The sequence below is a fragment of the Paraglaciecola sp. genome, assembly GCF_039942875.1.
GTDB lineage: Bacteria > Pseudomonadota > Gammaproteobacteria > Enterobacterales > Alteromonadaceae > Paraglaciecola.
This window is the reverse complement of sequence record NZ_JBDVBQ010000040.1, coordinates 1-24,559: the sequence shown is the minus strand read 5'-3', so window position 1 is coordinate 24,559 and position 24,559 is coordinate 1. Positions and strand designations below refer to the sequence as shown.

Annotated in this window: 24 protein-coding genes and 1 pseudogene; 15 read left to right on the top strand and 10 right to left on the bottom strand. The window is 40.0% G+C overall.

Going from position 1 to position 24,559, the window contains the following annotated elements:
* Positions 1 to 45: 45 nt before the first annotated feature.
* Entirely contained in the window at positions 46 to 909 is an 864-nt protein-coding gene (locus ABJE44_RS13135; protein WP_348109677.1) for a YicC/YloC family endoribonuclease, read from the bottom strand.
* Between the two features lie 179 nt (positions 910 to 1,088).
* Between ABJE44_RS13135 and rph the strand changes: the two genes are divergently transcribed.
* From rph to tusA, 3 genes are read left to right on the top strand one after another with little or no spacing between them, the layout of a single operon-like run.
* Positions 1,089 to 1,802, top strand: coding sequence for a ribonuclease PH (rph, locus tag ABJE44_RS13130; RefSeq protein WP_348109675.1), 714 nt, complete (start codon positions 1,089 to 1,091; stop codon positions 1,800 to 1,802).
* An 8-nt stretch (positions 1,803 to 1,810) separates the two neighbouring features.
* Positions 1,811 to 2,452 carry an orotate phosphoribosyltransferase gene (gene pyrE, locus ABJE44_RS13125; protein ID WP_348109673.1) on the top strand — a complete coding sequence of 214 codons (642 nt, stop codon included), beginning with the start codon at positions 1,811 to 1,813 and terminating at the stop codon, positions 2,450 to 2,452.
* Between the two features lie 6 nt (positions 2,453 to 2,458).
* A complete protein-coding gene (tusA, locus tag ABJE44_RS13120) occupies positions 2,459 to 2,710 on the top strand; it encodes a sulfurtransferase TusA (RefSeq protein WP_348109671.1) in 252 nt (83 codons plus the stop codon).
* A gap of 39 nt (positions 2,711 to 2,749) precedes the next feature.
* Here the strand turns inward: tusA and ABJE44_RS13115 are convergent, their stop codons facing one another.
* Complete coding sequence (locus ABJE44_RS13115; RefSeq protein ID WP_348109669.1) at positions 2,750 to 3,505, bottom strand: methyltransferase; 756 nt, start codon at positions 3,503 to 3,505, stop codon at positions 2,750 to 2,752.
* Positions 3,506 to 3,652: 147 nt separating this feature from the next.
* On the opposite strand from ABJE44_RS13115, the gene ABJE44_RS13110 reads away from it, so the two are divergent.
* Positions 3,653 to 4,990 (top strand): hypothetical protein, encoded by a 1,338-nt coding sequence (locus ABJE44_RS13110; RefSeq protein WP_348109667.1) that lies wholly within the window; start codon positions 3,653 to 3,655, stop codon positions 4,988 to 4,990.
* Positions 4,991 to 5,014: 24 nt separating this feature from the next.
* On the opposite strand, the pseudogene ABJE44_RS13105 reads toward ABJE44_RS13110, so the two are convergent.
* From ABJE44_RS13105 to ABJE44_RS13095, 3 genes and pseudogenes are all read right to left on the bottom strand, one after another.
* Positions 5,015 to 5,308, bottom strand: a pseudogene (locus ABJE44_RS13105) (amidohydrolase family protein); the annotation flags it as partial.
* A 99-nt stretch (positions 5,309 to 5,407) separates the two neighbouring features.
* Positions 5,408 to 5,953 (bottom strand): DUF1285 domain-containing protein, encoded by a 546-nt coding sequence (locus ABJE44_RS13100; protein WP_348109665.1) that lies wholly within the window; start codon positions 5,951 to 5,953, stop codon positions 5,408 to 5,410.
* Positions 5,954 to 5,959: 6 nt separating this feature from the next.
* On the bottom strand, positions 5,960 to 6,808 hold the full coding sequence (locus ABJE44_RS13095) for a DUF3014 domain-containing protein (RefSeq protein WP_348109663.1): 849 nt from the start codon (positions 6,806 to 6,808) through the stop codon (positions 5,960 to 5,962).
* A gap of 299 nt (positions 6,809 to 7,107) precedes the next feature.
* Here ABJE44_RS13095 and ABJE44_RS13090 point away from each other — a divergent pair, with 299 nt between their 5' ends.
* Entirely contained in the window at positions 7,108 to 7,701 is a 594-nt protein-coding gene (locus ABJE44_RS13090; RefSeq protein WP_348109661.1) for a hypothetical protein, read from the top strand.
* A 97-nt stretch (positions 7,702 to 7,798) separates the two neighbouring features.
* Entirely contained in the window at positions 7,799 to 8,110 is a 312-nt protein-coding gene (locus tag ABJE44_RS13085; protein WP_348109659.1) for a DUF6482 family protein, read from the top strand.
* Between the two features lie 294 nt (positions 8,111 to 8,404).
* Here ABJE44_RS13085 and ABJE44_RS13080 read toward each other — a convergent pair whose 3' ends face one another.
* Positions 8,405 to 8,908: a DUF6702 family protein gene (locus ABJE44_RS13080; RefSeq protein ID WP_348109657.1), complete on the bottom strand. Its 504-nt coding sequence runs from the start codon at positions 8,906 to 8,908 to the stop codon at positions 8,405 to 8,407.
* Between the two features lie 2 nt (positions 8,909 to 8,910).
* Complete coding sequence (locus tag ABJE44_RS13075) at positions 8,911 to 11,373, bottom strand: M1 family metallopeptidase (RefSeq protein ID WP_348109655.1); 2,463 nt, start codon at positions 11,371 to 11,373, stop codon at positions 8,911 to 8,913.
* Between the two features lie 295 nt (positions 11,374 to 11,668).
* Between ABJE44_RS13075 and proB the strand changes: the two genes are divergently transcribed.
* The 8 genes from proB (at position 11,669) to ABJE44_RS13035 (ending at position 19,638) form a co-directional block, all read left to right on the top strand.
* Complete coding sequence (gene proB / locus ABJE44_RS13070) at positions 11,669 to 12,766, top strand: glutamate 5-kinase (protein WP_348109653.1); 1,098 nt, start codon at positions 11,669 to 11,671, stop codon at positions 12,764 to 12,766.
* Between the two features lie 29 nt (positions 12,767 to 12,795).
* Positions 12,796 to 14,046: a glutamate-5-semialdehyde dehydrogenase gene (locus ABJE44_RS13065; protein ID WP_348109651.1), complete on the top strand. Its 1,251-nt coding sequence runs from the start codon at positions 12,796 to 12,798 to the stop codon at positions 14,044 to 14,046.
* Positions 14,047 to 14,298: 252 nt separating this feature from the next.
* Entirely contained in the window at positions 14,299 to 15,582 is a 1,284-nt protein-coding gene (locus ABJE44_RS13060; protein WP_348109776.1) for an amidohydrolase, read from the top strand.
* 35 nt (positions 15,583 to 15,617) lie between these two features.
* Positions 15,618 to 16,046, top strand: coding sequence for an HAD family hydrolase (locus tag ABJE44_RS13055; RefSeq protein ID WP_348109649.1), 429 nt, complete (start codon positions 15,618 to 15,620; stop codon positions 16,044 to 16,046).
* A gap of 403 nt (positions 16,047 to 16,449) precedes the next feature.
* Complete coding sequence (locus tag ABJE44_RS13050; RefSeq protein WP_348109646.1) at positions 16,450 to 18,096, top strand: 7TM-DISM domain-containing protein; 1,647 nt, start codon at positions 16,450 to 16,452, stop codon at positions 18,094 to 18,096.
* Between the two features lie 174 nt (positions 18,097 to 18,270).
* Complete coding sequence (locus tag ABJE44_RS13045; RefSeq protein ID WP_348109644.1) at positions 18,271 to 18,522, top strand: hypothetical protein; 252 nt, start codon at positions 18,271 to 18,273, stop codon at positions 18,520 to 18,522.
* 304 nt (positions 18,523 to 18,826) lie between these two features.
* Positions 18,827 to 19,234, top strand: a complete 408-nt coding sequence (locus tag ABJE44_RS13040) for a GFA family protein (protein ID WP_348109642.1) — start codon at positions 18,827 to 18,829, stop codon at positions 19,232 to 19,234.
* 35 nt (positions 19,235 to 19,269) lie between these two features.
* Positions 19,270 to 19,638: a hypothetical protein gene (locus ABJE44_RS13035; protein WP_348109640.1), complete on the top strand. Its 369-nt coding sequence runs from the start codon at positions 19,270 to 19,272 to the stop codon at positions 19,636 to 19,638.
* A gap of 10 nt (positions 19,639 to 19,648) precedes the next feature.
* On the opposite strand, the gene ABJE44_RS13030 is transcribed toward ABJE44_RS13035, so the two are convergent.
* Positions 19,649 to 21,112, bottom strand: a complete 1,464-nt coding sequence (locus ABJE44_RS13030; protein ID WP_348109638.1) for a M20 family peptidase — start codon at positions 21,110 to 21,112, stop codon at positions 19,649 to 19,651.
* A 74-nt stretch (positions 21,113 to 21,186) separates the two neighbouring features.
* Here ABJE44_RS13030 and ABJE44_RS13025 point away from each other — a divergent pair, with 74 nt between their 5' ends.
* On the top strand, positions 21,187 to 22,089 hold the full coding sequence (locus ABJE44_RS13025) for an EamA family transporter (protein WP_348109636.1): 903 nt from the start codon (positions 21,187 to 21,189) through the stop codon (positions 22,087 to 22,089).
* A 104-nt stretch (positions 22,090 to 22,193) separates the two neighbouring features.
* Here ABJE44_RS13025 and ABJE44_RS13020 read toward each other — a convergent pair whose 3' ends face one another.
* Both ABJE44_RS13020 and ABJE44_RS13015 read right to left on the bottom strand, forming a co-directional pair.
* Entirely contained in the window at positions 22,194 to 24,023 is a 1,830-nt protein-coding gene (locus tag ABJE44_RS13020) for a DUF885 domain-containing protein (RefSeq protein ID WP_348109634.1), read from the bottom strand.
* 92 nt (positions 24,024 to 24,115) lie between these two features.
* Complete coding sequence (locus tag ABJE44_RS13015) at positions 24,116 to 24,397, bottom strand: hypothetical protein (RefSeq protein ID WP_348109632.1); 282 nt, start codon at positions 24,395 to 24,397, stop codon at positions 24,116 to 24,118.
* Between the last annotated feature and the right edge of the window lie 162 nt (positions 24,398 to 24,559).

Genomic DNA, 24,559 nt, shown 5'->3' with positions numbered 1-24,559 from the left:
TTGTGATGGCTTTTTTATGGGTGGTGAATTGTGCGGTTAAAATAATTACTCAATATTCGCTATTTGCTCACGCATTTGCTCGATTAACACTTTAAGTTCTACCGCTGATTGGGTGATATCGGTATTGATGGACTTTGAACCCAAAGTATTCGACTCCCGATTAAATTCTTGCATCATAAAGTCTAAACGGCGGCCTACTGCCCCACCCTTTTTAAGGATTTTGTGAGTTTCGCTAATGTGGGATATTAGGCGGTCAAGCTCTTCGGCAACATCTACCTTTTGCGCTAGCATTACCATTTCTTGCTCGACACGGGTTGATTCTAACTCTATTTTTGCTTCTTCAAAGCGGCTGAGTATTTTTTCACGTTGCCATTTTATGACTTCAGGCATATGGGCTGTGACTTTTTCTACTTCTACCTTGATGCCGTCTAAGCGCTGTTCGATCATGGCTTTAAGGTTTACCCCTTCAGTTGCACGAGCTGCAATAAAGTCGGTTAAGGTAAGGTCAAATTCTTTCAATATATCACCTTGAATACTGTCCATGTCGGCTTCTTCTGCTGACATCACGCCAGGCCATTTTAGAACATCTACTGGGTTCACTCCGACTGACTCGCCCTGCGCTTGCACCCAATTAGCCGCTTGCATGACTTGTTTGGCTAGGTCTTCGTTTAAATTTAATTTACCTACTGCTGCGTCGTTAGCGAAAAAACGCAACGCACATTCGACCTTACCCCTTTGTAATTGTTTACGAAAACGCTCACGTAATACGGGTTCCATGCCTTTGAATTGCTCAGGAAGACGAAAATAAGTTTCAAGAAACCTCTGGTTAACAGAGCGTATTTCCCATACGGCTGACCCCCAATCGGCTTTAAGTTCGCGGCGGGCAAAAGCAGTCATACTGTAAATCATTGAAATCTTCCTAAGTTTTAATTCGGGGGCATTATACCCCTGTTACTCTTTGGTGCGAGAGTCCATGCCTAGTATTCGCTAAATAATTGGTTATGAATGCTTTAAAACTCAAGATAATTTGTACGTATGCCTCTATAATTGCGGCCATAATTTTGTCTGTGAGTATTTAGGAGAGCACCATGCGTCCAAGTGGAAGAACTGCCAATCAAATTCGCCCTGTTACTATTACCCGTAATTTTACCTGTCATGCCGAGGGCTCAGTGTTGATTGAGTTTGGTAACACCAAAGTATTGTGTAACGCCACCGTCACCGAAGGTGTACCGCGCTTTATGAAAGGCAAAGGCAAGGGGTGGGTAAACTCCGAATATAGCATGTTACCAAGAGCCACACATACTCGCTCAGACAGAGAAGCGGCTAGAGGTAAACAAGGTGGTCGTACTCTTGAAATTCAGCGTTTAATTGCTCGCTCATTACGTGCAGCGGTTGATTTAAAGCTGCTAGGCGAAAATACCATAGTAGTAGATTGTGATGTTATTCAAGCAGATGGCGGTACGCGTACTGCCTCTATCACAGGGGCATGTGTCGCCCTAGCAGATGCATTAAGCTGGATGCGTACCAAGGGTATTTTAAAAACTAACCCTATTAAACACATGATTGCCGCTTTATCAGTAGGTGTTTACAAAGGGGTAGCGATTGCTGATTTAGAATACCTTGAAGACTCAGATGCAGAAACAGACATGAACGTTGTCATGACCGACACAGGTAAATTCATAGAAGTACAAGGCACCGCAGAGGGCGAACCTTTCGATGCAGATGAATTAAATGAAATGCTATCACTTGCGAAAGACGGTATTCGCGAGTTATTTGACGCTCAGAAATTAGCTTTAAACTAGGACTGACCATGCAAGATTATCAACGTAATTTTATTGAGTTTGCTTTAGCTCGTAATGTTTTAAAGTTTGGTCAGTTTACCCTTAAATCAGGTCGCACTAGCCCTTACTTTTTTAATGCAGGGTTATTTAATACAGGCGGTGATTTAGCCAAGCTTGGGCAGTTTTACGCACAAGCGTTACAAAACGCTGCCATCGAATATGATGTGCTGTTTGGACCCGCTTATAAAGGCATCCCTATTGCCACCACCACAGCGGTAGCCCTTGCGGATAAACATGGGGTAGATAAACCTTATTGTTTTAACCGTAAAGAAGCTAAAACCCATGGTGAAGGCGGCAATCTAGTGGGTAGCCCATTAGCAGGTAAAATCATGCTGGTGGACGACGTTATTACAGCGGGTACGGCAATTCGTGAGTCAATGTTGCTAATTGAAGCGAACAAAGCAGACCTTGCTGGTGTATTGATAGCACTAGACAGACAAGAAAAAGGCCAAGGTGAATTATCAGCTATTCAAGAAGTCGAACGTGACTTTAATACTCAAGTTGTCAGTATTGTTAGCTTGGCAGATTTGGTTGAATACTTGGCAGATAAACCAGAGATGGCCGAGCATTTAGCGAATATCAAGCAATACCGCTTAGACTACGGAATATAGTCAACTGTGAGTGACCCTAGCCCTTTTGAGTCAGCTGATTATCAATTAGATGCGATAGGTCTGCGTTGCCCAGAGCCCGTGATGATGGTGCGTCTTAAAATTCGTGAAATGCAAATAGGTGACACCCTAGCGGTAGTGGCTGATGACCATTCTACCACTCGGGATATCCCCAGCTTTTGCCGTTTTATGGAACATGAGCTGCTGGATCAATCAATCGAACACTCTCCGTACCGTTACCTCATAAAAAAAGGCCACTAAATAGCGGCCTTTTATTTAAAAATTATACTCTAAAAAAATTTACTTTGGCTTACGGAACTTAAGGGTCCAGCGGTCAGTATTACCTGTCACTGTTTTAACCCCTACTTCGTAACGTAACTCGTCGTCAATACGGTAGTGTAAATCACTGTAGTCAACGAACTCAAACCCAGCTTCTTGTATTTCTTTAATGGCTAAAACAGGATCTACTCTGCGGCCGTTCTGTGAATTATCAGCTTCCATGTGGCGTCTAGTGTGGTCTACAACAGCATAAATACCACCTGGCTTCAGCGCTTCAAAGGCTAAATCATTCATATGACGACGACCCTCTTCACCAAAGTTATGATAATTACGGAAAGTTAACACCATATCTAGGTTTTTGACCTCTAAAGAGTCACCAGATAGAGAAAATTCCCGCTCGCCTTCTTTGCGATAAAAATTAGCATCTTTGGCTACAATCTTTGCATTTTTAAAGCCTGGCTCATCAAGCAATTTTTCAACGCGGCCTGTCCCTATAGCTGCGTAGTATTGACCTTTCTTATTAACAACTGGGGCTAGAATTTTGGTATACCAGCCACCACCAGGAATAAGCTCGATGACTTTCATATCGTCACGCAAACCAAAAAATTCTAGTGTTTTTAGTGCTTTACGGTTTTTATCTCGAACGGTATCGGCTTCGGTTCTAATATCTGAGGCTAAGGCTTTCTTGATCTTCTCAGCTGTTGCATCAAAACTGTTAGCAGCTAAGGTGTTAGCACTAACGACTAGTGTTATGAGTAAAACTAAACTGGTTTTCATTAAATGGCTCCATTGCTGTTAATTGGGTTAACTTACATACATTGTATATTTTTTGAGAGTTAATTTATGTTGTTAACACGTAAAAGACCAGTAAATAGTAAAAAGGCTTTCAAGTAAAAACATTATCAAGTGTATGAGGGGAATGGAATGAAAAATGGGTTCACTTGTTGGTTGTTAGTCGCGATAGTTCAATCCAGTTTGGCTGACGAATATCATTACAATAATTTGCTTATTGGTAAAAATGCAGTGGGATTGGGCGGGGCATTTACCGCGGTAGCAAATGATCTCTCAACTATTTTTTATAATCCAGCGGGCTTAGTGAAATTAGGCTCTCGTAATATGGCTTCAATCAATACCTTTGCTTGGGAAGAAACTAGCTTTAAGAGGGTATATGGAGCCCAAGAAGATTTTAATCGTCAGGCATTTTCGGTAGTTCCTGGTTTTTTTGGAGTGAGCCAAACTACAGATACATGGACATTAGGCGCCGCTTTAATGGTAACTGACTACAGTAAAGAGCGTTCAGATGGAGACGTTTACTTTGATATTCCGGCCACCGAAGACACTTATTCCGTCAATCAAAACCAATTTGCCACTATTGATATTGATAATGCGGCATACCAGCTTTCATTTGCGGGCGCTCGGAGTTTATCTGAACACTGGAATATAGGACTGTCTTTAGCATTAGAATACCGTCAATTCGAAACCTATCAGGCTTCAGGTGTTGTCACAAATACTGATGTTGGTATTGATGTGATAGAAGGCGGTTTTTTTGGTGCCGCTAGATTTAGCGATGAGAAATATTTTGTTATTCCAAGCCTGTCTGTATTGTATGAAGCTGAAGCGTTTAGTTTTGGTGCTAAGTTAACTAAAAATATAGCTATTAAACGGCAACATGATTTTAGCAGTACTATTTTTGTATCTGGTATATCTTCAGAAGTGCCCGGTATCAATACCGCTAATCGAATTCATGACTCTAGTGAAGAAAAACAAAGATATCCCATAAATGTCAGACTAGGTGCTGCCTATCAGTTTGATTCTATTCGTTTAAGTCTAGATGTAAGTTACTACGAAGCAGTTGATATGGAAGTGCATACTTTAGAGAGCTTGTCAGTTCCAATAACTCGCCCATTTTCGAGTATTACAAATTATGCGGCGGGTATTCATTATAAATTGTCTGAAAAAACTAGTTTACAGTTTGGTTTGTTTACTGACGATTCAATGTCAATTATTGACCCGTCTATTGATAATCAGAGACTGGAAAAGGTCGATCTTAAAGGCGTGAGTTTTGCCTATAATACGTTTGTCTTTGAGTTACCTATTACTACAGGGATCTATATAAAAACAGGTGCTGGCAAAGTTCGCCTAGGTGAATTACGGACTGTAGAGTCTGTTACTGGCTTGGATTTGTACCCACCTTCAACAAATAACGATATTTATGATGCATCGAAACAGACTATTATCGGTTATTTTAGCGTGAATTTTTAATAAGTAATTTAAATCCAAGGCTGACAGATGCTTGTAGATATCACTATTTCTCATAACGAAACTCACATTTTGTAATAGTGAAATATCGGCCTGCGGGTCACCTTTAACTGCTAGCAAGTTAGCAAGCTTTTCTACTTCAATTGTCCCTAATATATCTTCTATTCGTAACAACTCAGCAGTAGTGTTAGTGGCAGAGTGGATTGCCTCAATTGGTTTCATGCATGCTTCTACCATTAACTGAAACTCTAGTGCATTGTCACCGTGGGCAGATACGCCGGAGTCTGTTCCAAAGGCTATTTTAACCCCAGCTTTATGAGCTTTTGGATCAAGGTCGCTGCGGTGACAGGTATCATTGGTTGAACCAAGATAAATAAAGCTATAACAGGTTTAAAACATAATGTTTCACAAGTAGTCTTTTTAGAGTGTCCCTAAACTAAAGCAGTAATCGCCGCTATTTAGCGTTAAGTGAGCCTGACCTTTGATATTTTGCTCTTGGCCTAATTCGGCTAGTTGATAAAATACATTTTGGTGGAAACGGGCCCACAAATTTCGGCGAACTTTGGCATAGGGTAAAGTGGCACCTGTAAATTTATCGTTAAATAGTTCTATTGGATTTTCAGCACTAACTTTTAAAATGTCTCCCACATTGGAAGTTAGTACTAACTCACCCTCTTCATTACGCCATTGAGTAATAATAAAGGGGGCATCTACAACTTGAATTCCAACTTTTTCTGCAGGTGTCACCAAGAAATATTCGTCGCTTTCACGCTTTAACACACTAGCAAAAAGTTTAACCAAGGCTTTACGACCTATAGGCGTACCCATATAAAGCCAACTACCATCATGCTTTATTTGCATGTCTATGTTGCCACAAAAATCAGGGTTCCATTTTTCCAACGGCGGCATAGCATTTTGTTGAGAGTTTATCTGCGCTTGAAAAGAGCCTAAATCAAAGTTTTCCATGAGTAATTAGGTGCCCTGTAAGACGCTTTGAATTTCTCTTAATTTTGCTTTGATGCGGCGCATATTTTCTGGGCCCGTACGTAATAGTTGTTTTTGAGGCGCTGATAAAGATTCAATTCTTTTGTCTGCATATTTAAACATTACGCTGTCAGTATAAACCTCTACTGGCACGGGTACTTCTGGGGTGTCTAGCAGTATATCTATAGCGTCAGATAATTTGTCATCAAAGTTGTCATTTGGATTACCTATTTCTGCAAATATATCATTAATCGCAGGTTTGTACTCTTCGTATAAAGCCAACAGGGACGATGATTCTAAAGATTCAAATACATCAACATAAGGGGTGTAACGTTTGTAGCTTGCAGGATCGATCCAATCTTTACCTGCTTGACTGTAGGTACGAAACGGCTTTTCGGGTTGCGTAAGGACTCTATTGTTAGCTGCTATATCTTCATCAGCAAGTGTCGTGGTCATAACTACAAATCGCTCCAATAGAGCATCATTGATGAGCAAACGAGCAAAGGCATCGTAATCAGAAAGGGTTAATAGTTTAGTTTTAACGGTGCCATCACTTATATCTAATGGTTTAGGCTCGGGGATTATTTCTGGCTTTGGCTTTGGCTCTGGCTCGACAAACTCATTCATGGCTGGAGGAGCTTCGAATTCTGGAGGAGTATCTACATTTGGAACCTCCATAGGTGAAACTTCAACAGGTGCTGCGCTAGGTTCAGTTTCTATTTCAGGAGTATATGGAGCAGGCTCAGACGGCCACAAAAATATAATTAAAATGGCTAAGACTACAATTGCTGCAATAGTAAAATGGGGTACTAATGACTTGCTAGTTTTATCGTTCATAATGTTATCTTCCTACCAAAACCCTTTAGATATTAGCCTACTTAAAATTCACCTCAATTGATATGTGTAGTTAGTAAATTAACAAGTACCAATGGGATAAGCTTTAAAAAACGTAAGCTCTTAATTTATAGACTCGGTTTTAGAACATTTTACTCCCCATAGTTTCATATAAATTCTTTTATCAACAAAAAATATATGGCTAACGGATAGTTAAGTGCAATTAAACTTTATTGTAAGGCATTGAAAAATATGTAAAGTTAAATCTAAATTACATGCCTTAATCAGAGTACTAGCCCATAATGTTATTCAAATTTGCTGTTATTATTGTCACTAGCTTTATCTCAACCCTAGCCTTTTCAGCCTCGGCACCACTCGTTTCAATCCCTACTCAGGATACGTTTTTCTCTAATATCGCCGAGCATTGCGGTAAAGCATTTGAAGGTAAAGTCACAGTTGATAACCAACCCAGCGCAGCCTTTGATGCTAAGTTGGTTATGTTTGTCCGTTATTGTGATGACGTTGAGTTACAAATACCTTTTTATGTTGGCGACAATGCGTCTCGTACTTGGATCATCAAGAAAACAGGCAGTGGCTTGAGTCTTAAGCATGATCACAGACATAAAGACGGCAGTTATGATCCTGTCACTATGTATGGTGGCCACACCTTAGATGCCGGCTTCGAGCAGATCCAATCTTTCCCGGCAGACCAGTATTCAAAAGAGTTATTTGCCAAGCTAAGTTTACCTCAGTCGATTACCAATGTGTGGCAAATGTATATTTACCCTGATACTTTTTCATATCGGTTAGTCCGTGAAGGGCGTGAGTTTAGGGTCGACTTTGATTTAACCCAGCCCATTACGGCCCCTAAAGCGCCATGGGGATACACTGACTAGGCTAACGCCCAACTTTATGGGTAGCGAGTTTAGTGTTGAACCAAATGAGTAAACAGTCCGTACTATTTAATAATTGAAACCAGCAAAGTCAAACATAATGGCCCTTTCTACATTCAGCATAAAAACAATTGAGTCTGACCAGACGGTCGTAGATAAACTTACCGTACATTCATACGAAATGAGTATTTATCTGGTTGAATTAGAAGTAAATGGCGTCTCCGGCTTAGTGTACAAAGGTGACAAACCTATGCGTTTTTTCAGCAGTCAAGATGTTCGAAACGCATTTGCCAATTGCAAAGTATTAAAGGCACAGATGTCACATGAGTCACCTTACGATGAAATGATAGGCAACCCACAGTCCGCACAAAAAGCTAGCGTATTGCCGTTTTCTATGGGGCAACCCTACTAGCCTTTCAAAGATTTTGGTTAGTGTTATGAATAAACAAATACGCATAGTAACTGCATAATGATACGACCACGCCTATTCCTAAAATAGAGCCCCACGCCACTGGATCATTTAAAATTAAGTCCCACATTATTTTTCTCCTCAAACTGAAATCTTAAGTTCTGGATAAAGTTTAAGGTTTGGATAATGCTAATTTATGATCTAGATCAAGCTTTCAGAATAATTAGAAAAATATATGGCAGATAATAAAAAAGGCCCTTGTAAAGATTACAAAGGCCTTTTCAGAAACTAATTTAATTAGTGTTGTTTAAGGGACACTTGCAGCAATTCAACTGAATCTGCAAAGGTTAAGGTTTGCAACTTACCTTTGCCCTCAACATTAATGGTATTGACTTGTTCTGGCCATAAGTCACGTAATGCGTCATGGCGTATTGTGAGGTTTTCTAACTTAGTTGGTTGTGTCGTTTCTTGATACACCCAAAAGAAATTCCCCTCTAATTCATAACCCACTACCTTTAATTCTATTGGTTGCTGTTGGCTATCAAATAAAGTAAAGCGCTCATTTACATAATCACTAAATTGCTGTTGAGTACTTTCTGAGTCAATCATATCAGCATCTTTACCGAAAATTTCTTTAGCTGCATGTTCTGCATCATGCACTCTAAAACGATGCATAATCTCAATATTATTAGTACGAGGGTTGAACAATACCGTGCTTATCGATGTTTTCTGCTGATGAGCACATAGTGAAAACGCTGTGAATAACAGCGTTCCCACTAATAGTTTTACAAGGTTACTCATACTTAGTTTGAGTCTTCGTCTTCTGCTGCATCTTTATCATAAGATTTTGCCTCAGTTTTGATATCTTGCATGATATCTCGGTATACCTTGCCAGTACGTTTCTTGGTTTTGTAGGCCTCAATACGTGAAGGTATAATTTTGCGAGGGTAGTGATTGTTGCTTACGTCCACATCGGCAGTTTCCCAGCGAGGGTCAACAGTCACACTAACTAGCTCTTTGTCTTTATCGGTAATAATCATTTTGCTTACCGCTTTAGGAGTACGACGCCAAATTTCAGCAGGTATATATTGATCTTCTGTCGTTCCATCGGCAAAGGTAAGCTCTAGTATAATAGGCATCACTAAGCCACCATGGTTAGAAAACTCTAACACGTAGTAATTTTTGTCTTCTGCTACTGCACGCTCTAAGGTTGCTTTTTCCCAAGGCTTAAGTTTGCTTAAAAACTTCTGATACTTATTACGCTCTTTATTGGTAACCGTAAAACGGTCGTTTTCGTCATAAAAATCAGTAATGTCAGAAAAACGGTCAACCCAAAGCTCTCTGCCTTCAGCCTTGTTGCGCTCGTCAGTTAAAGACATTGGCTTATCAAGCTCTTCTTGACGTAGACGATCAAAATCAATATCAGGATCAAGAGTATCTAAACGTAGTTTATAGATACTATCTAATGAAATATCCACATGGTCTGTGCTGTAAAACCAACCACGCCAGAACCAATCTAAATCAACGCCTGAGGCTTCTTCCATAGTACGGAAAAAATCAGAAGGTGTAGGACGTTTATATTTCCAACGTTGTGCATATTCTTTAAAAGCAAAGTCGAATAACTCACGACCTAAAATAGTCTCACGCAAAATATTTAATGCCGCAGCGGGCTTAGTGTAAGCATTCGGGCCTAAACGTAATACGCTATCTGATTGAGTCATAATAGGCACTTGAGTGGAAGACTTCATGTAATCAACTATGTCACGTGGCTCTACACCCCAAGGAATAGTAGGATCCCACTCGCGACCAGCCACACCGTCTAAAAAGCTATTCAGCCCTTCATCCATCCAGGTCCATTGACGCTCATCAGAGTTAACCACCATTGGAAAATAAATATGACCAATTTCATGAATAACAACGCCAATCAAGAAGCGCTTCTCAGCTTGAGAATACGTACGACTTCCATCTTTTTGTAATTCTGTACGAGGACCATTAAAGGTAATCATTGGATACTCCATACCACCAACAGGCCCATTAACAGACTGAGCTACCGGGTATGGATAATCAAAAGAAAAACGTGAGTATACTTCTAAGGTTTGAATAATGGCTTCAGTCGAATACTTTTTCCATAAGTCTCCCCCCTCTTTAGGGTAAAAAGACATAGCCATAACTAGAGGCTGGTCGTCGCCACCTTGTTGGTGACCGCGCGCATCCCACATAAACTTACGTGATGAAGCCCATGCAAAGTCACGAACATTTTTAGCACTGAATTTCCAAGTTTTTAACTTATCTGTGCCTTCTTTTTCGTTTTCTAGCGCTTCTTCTGCAGTGACAACAAATACGATACGGTCTGCATCTTCAGCTTGTTCTAAACGTTTACGTTGAGTCGACGTCAGAACACTCTTAGGGTTTTGTAATGCACCGGTTGAACTGACGATATGATCCGCAGGAACAGTAAGCTCTACATCATAGTTACCAAATTCTAAGGTAAACTCACCACGGCCAATAAATTCTTTATTGGTCCAAGCTTCATAGTCTGTATAAGCGTGTAAACGTGGATACCACTGGGCGAGCAAGAAGATATCATTACCGCCTTCGCGCTCGTCATCTGGAAAATGTTCATAACCAGAACGGGCAGAAACCGCATCTTCTTCAACTATGTTAAAAGCATAATCTAGATTGAAGGTAATTTTCTTACCAGGCTTTAAGTAGCTAGGTAAGTCGATACGCATATTGGTACCTACAATCGTATACTTAAGCTTATTACCACTTTTATCAGTCACTGACTGAATGTCGTATCCTAAAACATTGTCTTCGGTAAATTGCTGGCGACGCAAGGCGTCTAAGCTAAGCTGAGCGGCTTTACCAGATGAAGCAGATGCGGTTGCAGGACCACGATTGCCAATGCCACCAAAGGTTGTTGTTTTCGCAGACAATGAATCATTTCGGAATTTGTTTTGGTCTAACTGCATCCATAAATACTTCAAGGTATCCGGAGAGTTGTTGTGATAAGTGATAGTTTGGCTTGCTTCTATACGACGTTTTTCTTCGTTTAATTTAGCCTTTATCTTATAATCAACCTGTTGCTGCCAATATTTATGGCCCGGTTCACCTGCGGCGTTACGGTAAACGTTTGGTGTCGGTAAAGATTCGTCTAATTGGCGAAATTTATCTTCAAAATCACCTTTAGTTTGATTAATTGCAGCATTGGCTGAGGCAATAGCTGAAAACGATAGCACGGCTACCGTAATAAATTTTTTAAACATTGGATTCCCTGATAGTTATATTTTGTGAAGCGCTTAGAGACCAGAATTTTTATGATAATCTTTAGCCAAATAAACGTTGTTATAATATCTCATTTATAAGAAAAAGTACGCTTATATACCTGGCGTTTTTAAGATCCTTTTGTTTTGTTGTTATATTTAAAATGCTCGTTTTTGCATAAATAAATAACGTCTAAATAGCACTGATATTTTTTTTAGACCATAGCTTATAACTACATCAGCTTGTTTATTAAGCTGGTTGCCGTACCCTTAATGCAACTTAATTATAGGGGGGATGATGAAAAAACTCGAATGGCAAAGAGCCGTTGTAAAAGTGGGGAGCAGTTTGATTGCTCCATCTGATAATCAGTGTAGTGCAAAATATTTGGCTCATATTGCTCAGTTTATAACTGATAGCCGTAAGCTAGGTAAAGAAGTGATTTTAGTATCGTCGGGCAGTGTTGCTGCTGGTAGGGGGAAGATAGCCCATAACCACCGACCGTCCATTGCAGAGAAACAAGCAATGGCTGCCATTGGGCAGATGGAAATGATGTCCAACTGGGCAAAACTATTCGCAAGTGATTGCGCGCAAATTCTACTAACGTCCGATGATCTTCACGATCGTACACGTTACGTTAATATCAAAAATACTCTTCGTGAATTATTAAAAAATCACATAATACCGATCGTAAATGAAAACGATACGGTGGCTATCAATGAATTAAAAGTGGGCGATAATGATAATCTGGCAGCATATACTGCCCTAGTCTCTGAAGCAGATACTTTAATAATCTGTACTGACATCGATGGCTTGTATAATGCTGATCCTCGGAAAAACGCGGATGCCAGTTTAATGCCTTTAGTTACCAGTATCGACCAAAGCATTTTTGATTTAGCAGGCGGTGCCGGAACCTCATCTGGTACAGGTGGTATGTACACTAAGATTCAAGCCGCTAAAAAATGTGTAAGCTCAGGCATTCAAACCTTAATCGTTAATGGCCGTGATGAAGAAGTATTTACCACCTTAGCTAAAGGAGAGTTGGCAGGTACATCATTTACGCCACTTGAGAGCAACCATAGTGCCAGAGGAAACTGGCTGAAATATACCTTGAAGCCAAAAGGTACTATAAGAGTGGATCAAGGCGCAGCAGAAGCCCTGCTTGAAAATGGCGCATCTTTGTTACCACCAGGTATAGTCAGTACGACTAAAAAGTTTGAATCTGGTGATGCGGTTAATATTAGCTATAAGAAGAAAGTTATCGCTAAAGGGTTAGTTCTCTATAGCGCCGCCGAACTATCGCAAATTAAAGGTCTAAACAGTAGTGATATTGAAGATACTTTGGGTTACACCCTAGGTGAAGTTGTCGTGCATAGAGATGACTTAGTACTGCTGTAATTAATACATTATTTTAAAGGAAATACACCATGAGTTTTTCTATAACGGAAGCCGCTAAAGCAGCTAAAAAGGCGGCCCGTCAAGTAGCAAACTTAAATGCTCAGCAAAAAGATCAGCTATTAACTGATATCGCTGAGTCTTTAATATCAAATACCGAAAGTATTTTAATCGCCAATGCTAAAGATTTAGCGGCAGGCAAAGAAAATGGTTTAGATGCCGCCATGCTAGACCGCCTTGCACTTGATCCTGTGCGTATTCAAGGTATTGCTGATGCGGTCATTGAAATCGCTGGGCAGTCTGATCCAGTTGGCTCAATCTCTAAAGTTGAGCGTATGCCAAGTGGTATCCAAGTGGGTAAAATGCGTATCCCTTTAGGTGTTATCGCGATGATTTATGAATCGCGCCCAAATGTAACAATTGATGCCGCTGCATTATGTTTGAAAGCAGGTAACGCTGTGGTGTTACGGGGGGGGAAAGAAGCCGTTCACTCAAACCTAGCGCTAGCTGAATGTATTAAGTTTGCTTTAGCTAAGCAACAACTTGATCCAGCAGCGGTGGTAGTGGTGCCTGATACCGACCGTGCTGTAATGAACGAGTTAATGACCCTTAATGAGTCTATTGATTTAATTATTCCCCGAGGCGGTGAAGGACTCATACGCTTTGTGTCTGAAAATAGCCGTATACCTGTGATTCAACATTACAAAGGAGTCTGTCACCTTTATGTAGATAGCGCAGCTGACGAAGCCAAAGCAATTAATCTGCTGAAAAATGGTAAAACCCAACGTACTGGTGTGTGTAATTCTTTAGAAACGCTGCTTGTACACAAAGACATTGCTGCCACATTTCTACCTAAAGCTGCCGCATTATTGGCTGAGCATAATACGGTGATCCATGCATGTGAAAACAGTATTGGATACTTTGAAGGGGCACAATTAGCCACCGAAGATGATTGGCATGCCGAATACTTAGCCATGGAAATTGCCGTTAAAGTGGTATCTGACTTTGAGCAAGGTATTGAGCACATCGAAGAATATAGCTCAGGTCATACAGAAGTTATTGCCAGTCAAGATTACTCTAAAACCCAAGAATTTATACGTCGTATAAACTCTGCTGTAGTTATGGCAAATGCATCATCTCGCTTCTCTGATGGCGGCCAATTAGGTCTAGGTGCTGAAATTGGGATTTCTACAAGTAAATTACACGCTTACGGACCTATGGGCGCTGAATCACTCACCACAGAGAAGTTCATTGTTATGGGTGATGGCGAAGTAAGAGCTTAACTGTCATTTACGGTAACTCGTTAGTAGCAAAGGAACAGCGCTAACGAGCTTACCTTGTATTTTTTGAATAGATATCTACTGTATTACCTTTCTTTGATAGATTCACTACACCCATCTTGTACTTTGTTGTATAAATAACCCTCTTAGTTTTCTGCTGTCATGCTGTTTCATAAACAATAAAACATCATCGCTCGTTTCAAATAATTAAAAAGGCAAAACATGAAGATAAAACACGTAATCACCGCTGGGTTAATGTTAATAAGTAGCAATGCTCCGGTTTATGCAGATGAAATAAGCAAACACATTGAGTCTCAATTACCACAACTTATGGATTTATATGCAGACTTACATGCCCACCCTGAACTTAGCGGCTTTGAAGTAAAAACAGCGGCAAAACTTGCAAAAAGAGCACAAGCTTTAGGTTTTGAAGTGACAGAAAACGTGGGTGGCACAGGTGTGGTTGCCGTATACAAAAATGGCCCAGGTCCTGTGGTGATGATACGTGCGGATATGGACGGACTGCCGGTAATAGAACAAACCGGCTTGCCTTTTGCCTCTAAAGAGCGTGCTACAACGGAAGATGGTATTGAGTCCGGTGTAATGCACGCATGTGGTCACGATACCCATATGACGAGCTGGGTAGGCACAGCCAGCGCTTTAGTGTCATTAAAAGATGCGTGGTCAGGTACTTTAGTAATGATTTTACAACCCGCTGAAGAGCGAGGAAAAGGCGCAAGAGACATGCTAAATGATGGCTTGTATGAGCGTTTCCCTAAACCTGATTATGCCCTAGCATTCCATGATTCTGCAGGTTTACCCGCAGGCACCATAGGGTTAACACCAGGGTTTGCACTCGCCAATGTAGATAGTGTTGATATCATAGTAAAAGGCCAAGGTGGCCACGGCGCTTACCCACATACCACCAAAGACCCAATAGTATTAGCCAGTCGTATTGTCGGCTCACTGCAGACTTTAGTCAGCCGTGAATTAGACCCACAAGATGCTGCAGTCGTCACTGTGGGGAGTTTTCATGCTGGAGCTAAACACAATATTATTTCTGACGAAGCTAAGTTACTACTCACCATTCGTAGCTATTCTGACGAAACTCGCCAAGCCTTACTAGACGGAATTGCGCGTATTGCTAAGGGTGAAGCCATAGCGGCAGGTATCCCAGAAGACCTCATGCCTGTGGTTAAATTAAAGGATGAATATACTCCCGCCACTTACAATACGGCTGAATTAAGTGAGGACTTATTGGCTTTATTTGCAAAACAGTTTGGACAAGACAGAGTTATCAAATCGCCACCAGTAATGGGAGGCGAAGATTTTGGGCGTTTCTACCGTGCTGACAAATCTATTCAAAGTGTGATCTTTTGGGTTGGTGGCGTACCCCATGACTCATGGGAAAAGTCTCAAAAAGGTGAAATATCACTGCCTTCTTTGCATAGTCCATTTTGGGCACCAGAAGCGAAAACTGTGATTAATACTGCCAGCCAAGCGCTAACCAATGCCGCAATCAACATTATGCAAAAATGACCCAGCACTATTTATTTGATTGGGGGGACACGCTTATGGTGGACCTCCCTAATCAAGTCGGCCCAATGTGCGACTGGCCTCAAGTACAAGTGGTAAGTGGCGCGTTAGATTGCTTAAAACACCTGAGTCAACATGCTCAATGCCACCTTGCAACCAATGCAGAAGACTCTTCTGAAGCTCAAATTCGCAAAGCGCTAGTGAGAGCGGGCTTGAGTGACCACATCACCCAAATATTTTGCCGTGAAAACTTAGGCACAGGTAAAACTGACAAAGCCTACTATCCTAAAATCATTAAAAAGCTAGGTGTTAAAACCCATCAAGTGACTATGGTGGGAGATTCTTTAGAAAGAGATGTGTTAGCGCCCAACAGCGCGGGATTGCAAGCTGTATGGTTTAACCCTAGCGGCCATGCATACAGTCAAGAAGTTGAGGTTGTTAAGCAACTAACATGTCTAATATCATGATTTAGGACGAAATTACTTACCTCTTTACTGTATTCTCGTTCGATTACTAATAGAGAAATCAATTTATCGAGATGCTCATTATTTATTTAATTTTTGTTAGTGTGGTAGCATAAATTAAAAATTATCGGCTTTTTAAAAGCGCACTTCATATCTAATTTGCATCCGTTGATGTAGATAATATTCGATGCGTTATTTGTGCCTAACGAGATGTTTATTTTTTGAGATAAGAGCTAGAAACGTGAATGATTATGTTAGTTCTAGCGATTTATTGTAATAAATGTACCACCCCAGAAAGTTTGCTATTCCCTCAAGAGGTAGCTTTAAATCTGGTATGTTTATTTACCATTTTATGGTGTGGTTAGGGGTGTTTATATGCCCCGCGTAGTTGGCCCAAGGTAGCAATATGAGTAGTTGGAAGGTAAGGCAATGGACGTTTTTTTTACTGGTAATTTTGCTGGTTGTAAAAACCAATGCGAGTGAAACTCAATCAAATACAATGGTCTTGAAAAAAGACACAGTTAATAATTTTTCTAACATTCAATATCAAATTATTGATTTGGATTTTAATGGGATAACTCAGCAATCACAGGGGTGGAAGAGCAGCCGTTCAACCTTATTCGATGAAGGGTTTTCATCTGAAGTTTATTGGTTCAAACAAACGTTAATTAACCATACTGAAAACAGCGAATGGTATTTAACCTTAAACAATACTCGACTTGATTATGTAGATTTTTATTTTGTCAGTTCTAAAGGTCTGCAACACTTATCATCAGGAGATTATCGACCTATTTCGGGGCAGCTTTCGTCCTATCCTACGTTTCAATTTACACTAAGAGCACAGCAAACTGGTCAGCTTTATATTCGTGTGCAGTCAGAAACAATCGTCTCTTTTTTACCTGCGATACGAGGGAGTTTTACATATGGACAATACTCATCAGAGATAAAAATAATGCATGTTTTTTATGCCATAATTCTATTGGTTTTTATCGCTTTTCAAATTGCGATGAATTACCGAATTACGGATAAAATTACCTTATACTATGCAGCCGCTCTTTGTTTTGGGTTTGCTTACAACCTATTTTACTTTGGCGAAGGTAACCTAATATTTTGGCCTGATAATAGTGCTATAAAAAATCGTAGTCACTACATCTTTGCCTTACTATGCTGCACATTTTTTTCGCTGTTCTTACAAAAGTATGTGCGCAGCGCTATTGTCATGCCCCGTTTTCACCATCTTATAAATGCATATTTGATGTTTGTTTTTATGAGTATAATAATCACTCTTTTTCCTGTCAGTAACCAAATCCGTGCAGTACTAGTGTTAACCGCAGCCGGTGGAGTAGCGCTATTAGCGACATTTGCTACGTTCAGGGCTATTCAACGAGATAGTTATTGGGCTTTGTGGCTTGGCTCGCCACTAATATTTACTATGTTAGCGACACTCGTTTATGTTTGTACTTTTCTTGGGGTGTTACCTTATACAAGTGCAACCTCCACTATGCTTCTATGGTCATTCTTGTTCGATGTCATCTTGATATCATTGAGTCTGATGTTCAGACATTATGCGTTACGCCATGAGCGTGATGAATTATTAATAAAACTGGAAAAAATTGCACTTCGCCAACGCGATATTGATAATGAAATATCAGTCATAGATTCCTCATCAGAAGAGGCGACTCGCCAAGAGTCTAAAAATCGTCTGAGCAATATAAACCCACACAACACCATAATGAAATTATTAGCGTACCTTGATAAAGAACAGGCATTTTTAGAGCCCTGTCTTAATGTTGAAAATGTGGCATCCATGATACATGTTCGCCCTGATCAACTGTCTGCTTTAATCAGTAGCGAACTCAATACGTCTTTCCCAACACTCATTAATATCAAGCGCCTCGAAGCGGCAGCCTCTTTACTTAAAGAGAAGCCTGATAAGCAGATACTAAATGTAGCGTTAGAGTGTGGGTTTAATTCCAAAAGTAATTTCAATCGATTATTTAAAGAATATTTTGATACTACTCCGAGCCTCTACCGTAAGCTTTTTAATCAATAGAATAAGAGTAACTTTGTGCATAAAAGGTCTTCTTAGCATTCCAACGGTAAAATTATCTTCTCTTTTAGGTCCTAAATCCTGAATTGGGACGTCACATTGTTTTTTGTACTGTATTTTCTGCCCACCTTCTTTGTTGTGCACCTACGCAAGTTAAAATCGAGTGCTGGAGGAATCATGGAGAGTGATGTTGGTGGCGAAAAACCAGGCCAAATCTTTTCAGTTGGAACGAGAGTCGTGGTAAAAGATGTATCATCACCAAATGAGTATATCTCTGGGATAGTATCTAGTCAGCCTAAGCGATCTAGCGACCCAGAGTGTAAAGAGTATTTTTATGAAATATTAGTCGACTTTTCTGACGACATATTGTTTGGTGGACAAGGTTATAAAAGAGTTAGCGTTTCGAGTGCTTGTTTAAGTTTAGTTTAGTTTAGTTATTAATGGTACGCCGCGCACTAGTAAAAGCGCCAACAACTATTAAGTGAAGAATTTCTAGCTTAATATCAAATAGCATCCTTACCTGAGAGCTAATTTTATTCATACAAAATTGACGCTAAGAACCTATATCATTTCTGGTATGGGGTTCAGTACGTTTAAGTGGTTTGGTGTAAAGGGTCGATAATTCAAAGTGCAATAGCTAAAGGTCTAATGGGCCTTGCGGGTAACTTTGAGTCTGATGCAAGCGGAGGGTTTAATATACGTTTAGTCGGTATCTATATTAAGAGATAAACTTATGAGCGAAAAAATTACTGGCGGCTGCCTATGTGGCAAGGTGACGTTTGAAGTTAATAATAGTTTTACTCGGTTTTATTTTTGTCATTGTCAGCAGTGCCAAAAGATTACAGGTTCAGCCCATGCTGCAAATTCATTTACTACGCCCGATGCTATCAAGTGGATATCAGGCCAAAGATTAACTAAACAGTACGATGACCCAGACCGGGACTTCACTGTAGTGTTTTGTTCAGAATGTGGTAGTGGTTTGCCTTTTGTCACCAAGACCAGTAAAACCTTAATTGTACCGGCAGGCTCGTTAAACGAAGATCCCAACATACACCCTAATGACAATATTTTTTGGGCTGAGCGTGCATCTTGGTATGATGAAGGTACAAACGCAAACCCATGTGCTGGATTTCCAAGTTAGCGCATATATTACATCACAACCCGAGGACAATAATAATGAAAAAACTCTCTGTTGCCCACGGCCTAGATTACTTGCTAGCGCTATGTGCTTTTGCTGGATTTTTAGCGGTATTACAAACGTTTATTCTAGGCAAGCATTACATAATCCCAACTATCTTATTACTTCCTACTGTGTTGCTGGGTAACTTGGCTTGGTATGGTTTAAAACAAGTTAAATGGGCTCAGCATGTAAATTTTTGGATTGGATTTATAGCGACTAGTCATTTATTTTTTGCGGTATTTTGGGCAAAAACGCCACGAGAAATTCTCGGTAGCGCTTTTGAGCCAGTGTTTATAGCTTTGACTTTAGTCATGCTACTTTTAACTATATTTTATGCCCGCGGGAATCAGCTTTTTAGTCGCTAGTGTCTACTATTTAATTAGCAATAGCTGATTGCTCTAATAATGCATAATAAAACTGTATGGCATTTAGGTAGTTTTGCACACTGATCTGTTCGTTCAACCCATGAAACTGGCTTAAGGTATCTTGATTTAGCGATACCATCATAAAACGATAAATATTGTCTGATAAACCTTGAAAGTGTCTAGAGTCAGTTGCCCCAACTACTAGATAAGGGGTAACTAAAATACTGTCGTCTATACGCCTTATGGTGGATTCAATCAGTTTAAACCCTAGGTGTTCTGTGGGTGACACTGATGATGCTTCGTTCGCTAATGAAGCACTAAGTTCCACTCTTGGATCATCAATAACCTCTTCTAGATGAGCTCGAATACTCTCAATAGTATCACCAGGTAATATTCTAAAATTGACTGTTGCTTTGGCTACAGTTGGTAAAACGTTTGATTTAGTGCTGCCTTGCAACATAGTGACTGCGGTGGTGGTGCGGGCACTTGCAGCTGAGGTAGGGTTACTTAAAATAGCGTTTTTTACCAATGGTTCTAGTAACCACAAGTTGCTTAAAGGTAAACGTTGCGATAAGGGCATAGAATATCCAATGTTTTCAAACATCAAGCCTAAAAACTCTAAGTTTTCTTCAAAGGGATTGTTTTCTACTTTTACAATAGCGGCTGCAAGTATACCTGCGGCAGTATGAGCTGGTGGCTGAGAAGAGTGGCCCCCTTTGCTTCTAACTGTTAGATCAAAATTTACAAAGCCTTTTTCAGCAACACCAATGACGGCTATTGGATCGCTGGTTCCTGCGACTATCCCTTCGGTGACTAATCCGCCTTCATCTAATATGTACTCGAATTCAATACTTTGTGCTGCAAAGTATTTAGCAATAGCTTGAGCACCATCTCCTCCTGCTTCTTCATCATGTCCAAAAGAAAAGTAGATATCTCGTTGAGGCGTAATACCTTTAGCCAAAAATATCTCTAATGACTCCATTAAGGCAAGCACTGTAATCTTGTCATCAATGGCTCCTCGGCCCCATACAGTGCCATCAACAATATTGCCGCTAAAAGGTGGCTGTAACCATTCAAATGCAGTATTTGGATCAACTGGTACTACATCCATGTGGCCCATGAATAATACCGGTTTTAGCTTATTGTTTTGGCCTTTTAAGTGATAAACCAAGCTGTAGTCGTTAAACTTTTGTAGTGTTGTTTGTTGGTGTACCAAAGGAAACGAGTCCGCTAAGTGTTGGTGAAATGCTAGGAAAGCTTTAGGGTCTAATTTTGTAGCGTCGTCGTAGGATATGGTCTTAATTTTTATGGCATCTGCAAATCTATGTAATGCTGCTGATTCATCTATTTGAATGGGGTGTAACGCCTCAGTTACCTGATATTGATTGTTTTCAAACACAGTATTGGCACGGTAAAACACCACAGCAACAACAGCTATGATGGTAACGGTTAAAAACAATAATATTTTTTTCATTTGAAGGGTCCTTAAATCAAATTATCTGGTTACACTAGCAGGCAGTATACTCTTTCATTTTGAGAAATAAATTTTTGTCTAATCCCGTGCTATTTTCTGTTGTTGTCTTGATTTGGGGCTCGACTTGGCTAGCAATTACATTTCAATTTGGAGAAGTTGACTCCAGTTTATCAGTCGCTATTCGATTCTTTTTTGCCGCCCTTATTTTACTCGCTTATTGTAAATTCAAAAAGTTGTCTTTGGCTTTACCTAGGCATATCCATATCAAAATGGCGGGAGTTGGCCTGTGTTTATATACCTTAGACTACAGTCTGCTTTATCAAAGTCAGCAATATATTATTAGTGCCATTGTTGCCCTGATGAGCTCGGGCATGGTGTATATCAATGTGGTGTTACGTCGAGTGTTACTTAAAAAGCCAATCCGCTCAGAGGTAATTGTGGGCGCGACTTTTGGCTTGATTGGCATTGGTTTGATATTTTTACCTGAGTTTTCTAAGGTAAGCGCCAACGAATATATAGTGTTAGGTATTAGCTTTGCCTTGGCTTCGTTCTTTTTTGCCTCTTTAGGTAATGTGATTTCAGAGCGAATTTTGGATCACGGCACTCCTGTTATCCAAATGAACTTTTGGGCAATGAGTTATGGTGTGTTGTTTTTAACGGTTAGTGCTTTGGCTGGTGGCGCAGAAATTGTGATCCCTAGCAATCCAAATTATTACTATTCACTCGCTTATTTAACCGTTTTTGGTTCAGTCTTAGCCTTTGGTGCCTATATGCAGTTAGTGAAACAAATGGGCTCAGACAAAGCTGCTTATGTGGTGTTAGTGTATCCAATAGTCGCCTTAATTTTATCGACCATTTTTGAAGGGTATACTTGGCACACAGAGGCGTTTATAGGGGTGGCAATAGTGTTGTTAGGCAATGCCATTGCAATGGGGAAAATAGCCGTGCCTTTCTTGAAAAAGGCAAATAATGAGTAGCTGTTTTAACTTCTTATAAAATGCCTATTTGCTTTCAGAGTCATATAAGGAGTAACCATACAATGTACGATTACTCCTTAGTAACCACTCTGTGTTAAGGTTAACTATTCACTACTCGCTAGTTTATCTGCTACCCAAGTATCAACTAAACGTTCAAGTATATCTAAAGGTACCGCGCCATTTTTAAGCACTACGTCATGAAATTCTGATAGTGTGAATTGCTCACCCAAAGCACTCTTAGCCTTTTCTCGCACTTCTAGTATTTTCATCATGCCCATTTTATAAGCGGTGGCTTGCCCTGGGTTGACTATGTAGCGCTCAATTTCAGAAACTACATCAGATTCAGCCATGCCTGTGTTGGCTAACATATAAGTTATGGCCTGTTCTCTAGTCCATCGTTTTGCATGGATCCCTGTATCTACGACTAATCTAACGGCTCTAAAAAGCTCGGCTTGTAGGCGTCCTATGTTATCGAAGGGATCATCTTGAAAGCCCAGCTCCCATGCTAAGTACTCGCTGTATAACGCCCAGCCCTCTACATAAGCAGTAAAAATGGGTAAGGTGCGAAATATGGGAAGGCTCTCAAGCTCCATACCTATGGCAATTTGAAAGTGGTGGCCTGGGATCCCTTCATGGTATGCCAATGTGCGCATTGCATAGGTTGGTGTGGCTTTAATATCATACAAGTTCGCATAAAACACTCCGGGTCGAGAACCGTCCATAGCAGGTGGATTGTAATAAGCACCGGGAGCGGTTTTTTCTTTAAATAATGGGATGCGTTTTACTTCTAAACCGGCTTCTGGTCGTAGTGAAAAGCTATCTCCTAAATCAGCGTTTATTTCATCTAAAATAGTTTGATAGTCTTCTAAAATCTTAGCTCGGCCATGATCATCATCTGAGTAGTAAAAGCGTGTATCTGCAGCTAAATCATTAATCGCACTAGTAAAGCCCGATGATGTATCAAATCCTTCTGTTGCGAGTATGTTTAATATCTCATTTTGAATGCGCTCAACTTCTGATAGCCCAATATTGTGAATTTCGTCGGCGCTAAAATTGGTGGTGGTGTAAAAACGTAAGGCCAACTTGTAGACTTGGTCACCTTGAGGTAAATGCCAGAGTCCATCGTCGTTATTTGTTTTAGTTTTTATTGTCTGAAAATACTCAATTAGCATTTCATATGTGGGGTAAACCGTATTCTCGATTTCGGATTTTGTCGCAGCGAGCAGATCTTGTTTCTGTTCTTCGGTTATCTCGTCACTTTTATCTATTTTCAGTTCTAGTGAGGTATATAAAATGTTCTCTTGAGCTGGCGTTCCTATAAAGCCTTGCATTTCTTCTAGTACCCTATCAACTACAAAAGTTGGAGGGAAAATATTCATTTCTTCCCGAATTCGCATCCCCTCTAACATTTGTGTGTAGTAGCGCTTTGATTCACTTAAACGAGAATTATAATACTCGACACTTTGCACATCAGAAATGGGGTGTTGTCCGTCCATAAAACTAGGAAAATTACTTTGCGCCCCAGACATCTGGTTAAAGGGGTAGTTATGATATTGGTAGGTAATAGAGTCTTCTAACATATCAAATAAAAACAGGGCGACTTCTTTTGAAAGTTGCTCACCTTCTGATAAGTCCTCGTCTTTATATTGCATCAAAGTACTTTGAACTTTACGTAGCCTCTCATAACTGGCCAAGGAGTTGGCCTCACTCACATCATTTAAGTGGGCGTTGTGCCCAGTAATACCAATGCTGTCAAGTACGCCAATAGAGGTAAGCGTTTCTGGGCTTTGTAATGCTTCTTTAATTAAAGTTCGATTTAAGAAGTTATTAAACGAAAAAGGTTTGTCTGCCTTCCATTCATGAGTGGCCCAAGCGCCTGCTATGATGACTACCGCTAAAATAGTGATACCAAGCCATTTAAAAAATGTTTTCAAGTTTAAAACTCCTTATGATTGAGAGTTAATGCTAGCAATTATTTATACTTCTGAAATTAAAGATATGTAAGTAATTTTTACCAGTGCATCTATCAAAGCTGATTTAGCTTTTTATTTAACTCATAAGCGGGCTCGGTGACTATTTTTTCTAACACTTGAATCCGTTCTGTTAGTTCTAAAATTAAAGCATCTTTTTCATCTAGGCTTTGCTTAGTATTTGTTTTTTGTGTCTGAGTAGTTTGTATAAACGGGTTACTACAACGGCCATTTAACCAATCGGCTAGGTGCCAACCTTTTTGGTAGTCTAACCAACAGATAGCGAGTGACGCTAAGGCTAAGCTTGAAAGTAAAATAGTAATTTTTAACGGGTCCATAAGTTGCTCCTAATTGTTTGATTTAGACAATCTTCGATTGATAGTTTTCTGTATCCATTTTATATGTGTATGAAGTACTAACAGGTACATGTTTCTTTCCCTTTTTATTGCAATTACTCCCATAGTCTTGGGTAATGAATATTTATTACACAATTATTTAAA

What these genes read in the sequence shown, in the direction of transcription:
- ABJE44_RS13050 (WP_348109646.1), top strand. Translation starts at nt 16,450, where the DNA reads ATGAGTAGTTGGAAGGTAAGGCAATGGACGTTTTTTTTACTGGTAATT.
- ABJE44_RS13085 (WP_348109659.1), top strand. Translation starts at nt 7,799, where the DNA reads ATGGCCCTTTCTACATTCAGCATAAAAACAATTGAGTCTGACCAGACG.
- ABJE44_RS13090 (WP_348109661.1), top strand. Translation starts at nt 7,108, where the DNA reads ATGTTATTCAAATTTGCTGTTATTATTGTCACTAGCTTTATCTCAACC.
- proB (WP_348109653.1), top strand. Translation starts at nt 11,669, where the DNA reads ATGAAAAAACTCGAATGGCAAAGAGCCGTTGTAAAAGTGGGGAGCAGT.
- ABJE44_RS13015 (WP_348109632.1), bottom strand. Translation starts at nt 24,397, where the DNA reads ATGGACCCGTTAAAAATTACTATTTTACTTTCAAGCTTAGCCTTAGCG.
- ABJE44_RS13100 (WP_348109665.1), bottom strand. Translation starts at nt 5,953, where the DNA reads ATGGAAAACTTTGATTTAGGCTCTTTTCAAGCGCAGATAAACTCTCAA.
- ABJE44_RS13060 (WP_348109776.1), top strand. Translation starts at nt 14,299, where the DNA reads ATGTTAATAAGTAGCAATGCTCCGGTTTATGCAGATGAAATAAGCAAA.
- ABJE44_RS13095 (WP_348109663.1), bottom strand. Translation starts at nt 6,808, where the DNA reads ATGAACGATAAAACTAGCAAGTCATTAGTACCCCATTTTACTATTGCA.
- rph (WP_348109675.1), top strand. Translation starts at nt 1,089, where the DNA reads ATGCGTCCAAGTGGAAGAACTGCCAATCAAATTCGCCCTGTTACTATT.
- ABJE44_RS13030 (WP_348109638.1), bottom strand. Translation starts at nt 21,112, where the DNA reads ATGAAAAAAATATTATTGTTTTTAACCGTTACCATCATAGCTGTTGTT.
- ABJE44_RS13035 (WP_348109640.1), top strand. Translation starts at nt 19,270, where the DNA reads ATGAAAAAACTCTCTGTTGCCCACGGCCTAGATTACTTGCTAGCGCTA.
- ABJE44_RS13110 (WP_348109667.1), top strand. Translation starts at nt 3,653, where the DNA reads ATGAAAAATGGGTTCACTTGTTGGTTGTTAGTCGCGATAGTTCAATCC.
- pyrE (WP_348109673.1), top strand. Translation starts at nt 1,811, where the DNA reads ATGCAAGATTATCAACGTAATTTTATTGAGTTTGCTTTAGCTCGTAAT.
- ABJE44_RS13045 (WP_348109644.1), top strand. Translation starts at nt 18,271, where the DNA reads ATGGAGAGTGATGTTGGTGGCGAAAAACCAGGCCAAATCTTTTCAGTT.
- ABJE44_RS13115 (WP_348109669.1), bottom strand. Translation starts at nt 3,505, where the DNA reads ATGAAAACCAGTTTAGTTTTACTCATAACACTAGTCGTTAGTGCTAAC.
- ABJE44_RS13065 (WP_348109651.1), top strand. Translation starts at nt 12,796, where the DNA reads ATGAGTTTTTCTATAACGGAAGCCGCTAAAGCAGCTAAAAAGGCGGCC.
- ABJE44_RS13135 (WP_348109677.1), bottom strand. Translation starts at nt 909, where the DNA reads ATGATTTACAGTATGACTGCTTTTGCCCGCCGCGAACTTAAAGCCGAT.
- ABJE44_RS13080 (WP_348109657.1), bottom strand. Translation starts at nt 8,908, where the DNA reads ATGAGTAACCTTGTAAAACTATTAGTGGGAACGCTGTTATTCACAGCG.
- ABJE44_RS13055 (WP_348109649.1), top strand. Translation starts at nt 15,618, where the DNA reads ATGGTGGACCTCCCTAATCAAGTCGGCCCAATGTGCGACTGGCCTCAA.
- ABJE44_RS13075 (WP_348109655.1), bottom strand. Translation starts at nt 11,373, where the DNA reads ATGTTTAAAAAATTTATTACGGTAGCCGTGCTATCGTTTTCAGCTATT.
- ABJE44_RS13040 (WP_348109642.1), top strand. Translation starts at nt 18,827, where the DNA reads ATGAGCGAAAAAATTACTGGCGGCTGCCTATGTGGCAAGGTGACGTTT.